The sequence below is a fragment of the Endozoicomonas sp. ONNA2 genome (assembly GCF_024606365.1).
Classification (GTDB): Bacteria; Pseudomonadota; Gammaproteobacteria; order Pseudomonadales; family Endozoicomonadaceae; genus Endozoicomonas.
Window position 1 is genome coordinate 1 of the sequence record NZ_JAHHPO010000649.1, and the last position, 5,017, is coordinate 5,017.

The window sequence follows — 5,017 nt, forward strand, 5'->3', positions numbered from 1 at the left end:
TTTTCTTGCTCTGAAACCCTTGACTACCAGGGATTACAGGGCTTGTAACTGGGCGAGGCTTTACGCGGTGATGCGGTAATCACAGGCTGATAATCTCGTAACGGGCAGGACGTGGGTGCGGTACACATTCCCGTGCAGGCACGGGAATAAGGTACCGTTTGATGATCAGGCTTCCTCAGGGGTTATCAGGAGCCGGTGTTTCTCCTGGTTATTGAGGGTTGGGTACGTTGCCTTGGATGGTGGCTTCATGAAACGGGAATTCCTCACCATTAACCAGTCGATTGAGCGTGATGCCTTTATCTACATGGGTATAGTATCGAGATTCAAACTGAACTTGTGCAGCCGGGAAAGGGAGTTTGCCCTGATGCTTTCTTTCATTGATTTCTTTCTGGATAAGTTTCAGCGTTTCAAGAATATCATTCAGCCTTGCTTCAGCTTGGGCAAGTTCACTTTCGGCATTAAGCTCCCGGGCCTGGTTTATCATTGCCCCAAGGGCGTGGACGTAACAATTGTAAATCTCTAGAGGCGGTTTTTGTTCGAGACCGGCGCCTACTGGTATCAGTGAGATGGCTTGATGGTTGGGCGGTGGAAATGCGATGCTGATAGTCAGATCCTTTGGCGAACCGGGGGGTAGCACAATGCTATTTAAGGCTGCGACCATTTTTTCGGAACTTGTATACAAGCCAAAACTCCAAAGGCCCTTGAGTTCCGAGGCCTTTCTGGCAAATACATCAAGGGCTTCCCGAGCCTTGAGGGCAATGTTCTTTTCGCCATAGGCGGTGTAGGCCTTCTCGGCTTCTTCCAGCTGATTTTTAGCGCGATTGATCAGCTCCTGATGTTCCAGCGCTTGCAACTCTTCAGCGATTGCTCCGGGATCTTTTGCTTGAGGAGGTGGGGTTACTGCAGGGGTCCCATTGACAGAAATGTCAGGGTCAACGTTCCTGACGTTGTCAGGTAAGCCCTGTGGTTGAGGCGCCGGGGCAGGTGTGTGTTTCGGCTGAGCAAAATACTGCTGGGATGGTGGTTCCAATTTGGCACCATGCCCATTAAACATGGGCGATGATCCTGGTTTGGTCCACGGATCAGTGCTGAGGCCAGGGTCAGATGATGAACGTGAAAATAGTGGATGTGCTATCGGAGAAGTCATGTCATTTACCTCCTTGTCCAAGGATTGATGATGAGTTTCATGCCTTACATTGGACAGGAGAAGCCTGATTTAGTTCCGGCCAGGTTTTGAGAGATTGACAAGAGACAGCCTGCTGATGACTACTAAAAACGCCGAACCCTGAATTTTCTACCCTTAATCTTTCCTGCTCCCAGCTTGTTCAATGCAGATCGGGCAATTTCCCGTTTGACTGCAACATAGGCGGTAAAGTCAAAAATATGGATCTTGCCGATCTTGTCTGCGGGAATACCGACATCGCCGGTCAGGGCGCCGAGGATGTCGCCAGGGCGGACTTTGTGCTTTCGGCCACCATCGATGGCCAGGGTAACCATGGGGGCCAGGGCGGGTTGCCGGTTTCCGGTGAGTGTCTTCGGGTCGCCAAATACCAGGGGAGCCTTGAGATAATCACTGATTCTATCCAGCTTGTACTGCTCCTGGCGGGTATGCAGGCTGAGTGCGAGACCTTTTTTACCCGCTCGTCCGGTGCGGCCTACCCGGTGAACGTGTACTTCAGGGTCCCTGCCCAGATCGTAATTGATCACTGCAGCAAGGTTTTCTATATCCAGCCCCCGGGCTGCGACATCGGTAGCAATCAACAGGTTGGCGCTCTGATTGGCGAATCGTACCAGCATTTGATCCCGTTCTTTCTGTGCCATATCGCCATGCAGCACCACCGGTTTGTAGCCAGCCTCATAGAGTTCTGTGCCTATCGCTTTGCAGGTTTGCCGGGTGTTGCAAAAAATCACGCTGGACTCAGGCTGGTAATGTTTCAGCAGTTTGACCAGCATAGCGGGTTTGTCAGCGTGTTCAACGTGATAGAAGAACTGCTCAATATGCTCATGGCTGTGGGTGCATTCAACAGTAACCGCAACTGGCTGATGCTGGAAACGTTCGCTTAAAACTCTGATACTTCTTGGGTAAGTAGCTGAAAAGAGGAGAGTCTGTCGCTGATGTGGGAGATGGCCGATGATGTTTTCAATGGCATCAATAAACCCCATATCCAGCATACGGTCCGCCTCATCAAGTACCAATATATCAACCCGACTGATCGACAAGGTCTTTTTCCGCAAGTGATCGTGAACTCTTCCGGGAGTACCGACCACCACATGGGCGCCATGCTCCAGTGAACCGATCTGTGGACCAATAGATTGGCCACCACACAGGGTAACGACCTTGATATTTTCCTGATATCGGGCCAGGCGCCGGATTTCCCCGGCAACCTGGGTGGCCAGTTCTCTGGTGGGGCAAAGAACCAGTGCCTGGCAGCCGAAATCTCGCTGTTGCAATTTGAGCAAAAGACCAATGGCAAAAGCCGCTGTTTTACCACTGCCGGTTTGGGCTTGGGCAATGACATCGTTGCCTTTCAGGATTTCTGGCAGGCTGTGCTGCTGAATGGGGGTCATTGCCAGGTATCCCAGACTGTCAAGGTTCTGAAGCAGGGCATCGGGCAGGGATAAATCGGTAAAGCGGGCAACCGTTCTAGTGGTAAGGGTAGGTAAGGTCAAATCAGGCTCTTGGCGTGTGCCACGGTGCAGAGTAGGTAAATGATTATAACAGAGTCTACTCTTAATGACGGTGAATCATTACAGCAGTGGATCAGAAATCCTGCTGTTTGATGGGGTTAATCCCCAATTATCAACCGACTTATTGTTGAAATGACTAAGAATTTTATCAAATGCAAATGGAGCGAACCATGAATTCAGATTCTCCGGAATTACTTCCAGAGGCTGCGCAGCAGGAAAATTCTCAGGCAGGGAAGCCGCTCTTCTGGCTCACAGGATTTCTGCTTGGGATTGCATTGCAGCTATTCACACTTATGGTTGACCCGCCGGCAGGGATGAATGAGATGGCCTGGCGTTGCGCTGGTCTGGCCATGATGATGGCCGTGTTCTGGTCTGTGGAAATTCTCCCGACGGCCATTACGGCACTGCTCCCCCTGATTATGTCACCCATGCTGGGTTTGGCCTCCATTGACAAAGCGGCAATCCCCTATGCACATCCGGTCATTTTCCTGTTTATGGGCGGTTTTGTGCTTGGCCTTGCCATGGAGCGCTGGAACCTGCACAGCCGTATAGCCCTCAAAATCATGATGATTATGGGTACAGGGGAGAAGCGGTTGGTGCTTGGTTTTATGACGGCCACTGGCCTGATCAGTATGTGGGTTTCCAATACGGCAACCACGATCATGTTGTTGCCTATCGGTTTATCCGTGATCACGATGATTCGTCGCCAGGGGAAGATGAGCCAGGGTTTTCCTGTTGCCTTGTTACTCGCCATTGCCTATGGGGCTTCGATCGGTGGCTTTGGTACCCTCATCGGCACGCCTCCCAATGCATTGCTGGTGGCTTTTCTTCAGGAACAGTACGGTATACAGATTGGTTTTGCCCGCTGGCTGATTATTGGCTTGCCGGCATCCATTATTTTGCTGGCGATCACCGGCATCTGGCTGGGCTATTTTGGCTACCGTCTGCGCGGGGAAGAAAACCATGTGGTCACAGAGTCTATCAAGGAGCAGCAGAAAAAGAATGGTGCCATGAGTGGCCCCCAAAAGGGAGTAACAGCGATCTTTCTGCTCACGGCTGTTGCGTGGATCGTACGGCCCTGGCTCAGTGATGTGTTTCCATCACTGTTGCTCTCGGATACTATGATTGCCCTGATCTCTACCGTTCTTTTGTTTATTATGCCCGCCAGCTGGAAAAAGCTTGAGTTTCTGATGAACTGGAAAGAGATGCAGCGTCTTCCCTGGGATGTGTTGCTACTGTTTGGTGGTGGCCTGAGTCTGGCGGCGATGATTCGAACAACGGGGCTGGCACAGTGGATTGCCGGATCATTAAACATCCTTGGGGACGTACCCCCGCTAATGGCCATTGCCCTGGTCGTGAGCATTATTATTTTTCTCACCGAAGTCACCAGTAACACAGCAACAACCGCCGCCTTTCTACCGCCTCTGGGAGCCCTGGCAACTTCCCTGGGAATGGACCCTGCTGTTCTTGCCATCCCTGCGGCTATTGCTGCCAGCTGTGCCTTCATGCTGCCGGTGGCGACACCACCCAATGCCATAGTCTATGGTTCAGGCATGTTGCCTATTCGAAACATGGTGCGCAGTGGCATGGTGCTGAACCTGGCGGGCATTGTGATTATCACGCTGTTGAGTCACTGGCTGGTGAAATTTATTATTTAGTTTCTTTCTTGTAAATTTTCAGACCTCGGGCCTGATAGTTTTTCAGGGCAAATGGGTGATCCAGTGAACAGGTATGTACCCAAACCCGCTTTGCCCCCCAGTCCCAGGCTTCCCGGATGGCTTTACTTAACAAAGCGCCACCCAGACCCTTGCCAATGAATGGCTGGGCCAGGCCAAAGTAGGCAATCTGGATATCACCTGCCACGTTTTGCAGTTCAAAGTAACCGGCCGGGCTGCCTCTGAAATGGCCGACCCAGAGGCGCAGGTTATCGTTTTCAACGTAGTCATGCCATTGCTCATCAGACCAGACCAGTCTCTCAGTCCATTGCCACTGTTGGCCAATGTAGCTGTAGAGGAAGCGGTTGAATTGAAACTGCTTTACCCGGCATTCCTGAATGACGAAATCATGATTGGTGACTGGTTTGTGGATCAAGTCATCCTGAGAGGTCATTTCCAGAAACCAGGTGGTGACGGCTTCTCTCATATTATTGCTGCCATATTGTTGAAATTGGGCGAGGATACCACACTCATCTCATTAATGGATTTAGCTACTTAATCTTGCAGCAGAAAACTATTCTTGAATGTCTATAGCCACCGGTGATCTTTATGGGTAATTTTTTCAGATAAGTGCAACTTTTATGCTAATACACATTCTGACCAATTGATTATAA

At 50.8% G+C, this 5,017-nt stretch carries 4 protein-coding genes; 1 reads left to right on the forward strand and 3 read right to left on the reverse strand.

Annotated features, from left to right (window positions below; translation table 11 throughout):
- Nucleotides 1–208: 208 nt before the first annotated feature.
- Both KDK14_RS11405 and dbpA read right to left on the reverse strand, forming a co-directional pair.
- Nucleotides 209–1,147, reverse strand: coding sequence for a hypothetical protein (locus tag KDK14_RS11405; protein ID WP_257265243.1), 939 nt, complete (start codon nucleotides 1,145–1,147; stop codon nucleotides 209–211).
- A gap of 122 nt (nucleotides 1,148–1,269) precedes the next feature.
- A complete protein-coding gene (gene dbpA, locus KDK14_RS11410; RefSeq protein WP_257265244.1) occupies nucleotides 1,270–2,670 on the reverse strand; it encodes an ATP-dependent RNA helicase DbpA in 1,401 nt (466 codons plus the stop codon).
- Nucleotides 2,671–2,858: 188 nt separating this feature from the next.
- On the opposite strand from dbpA, the gene KDK14_RS11415 reads away from it, so the two are divergent.
- The gene (locus KDK14_RS11415) at nucleotides 2,859–4,346 is read left to right on the forward strand and encodes a DASS family sodium-coupled anion symporter (protein ID WP_257265245.1); all 1,488 of its coding nucleotides are present in this window, start codon (nucleotides 2,859–2,861) and stop codon (nucleotides 4,344–4,346) included.
- Here the strand turns inward: KDK14_RS11415 and KDK14_RS11420 are convergent.
- Nucleotides 4,339–4,830 (reverse strand): GNAT family N-acetyltransferase, encoded by a 492-nt coding sequence (locus KDK14_RS11420; RefSeq protein ID WP_257265246.1) that lies wholly within the window; start codon nucleotides 4,828–4,830, stop codon nucleotides 4,339–4,341. The two genes, KDK14_RS11415 and KDK14_RS11420, sit on opposite strands and share 8 nt — an antisense overlap.
- Nucleotides 4,831–5,017 lie beyond the last annotated feature (187 nt).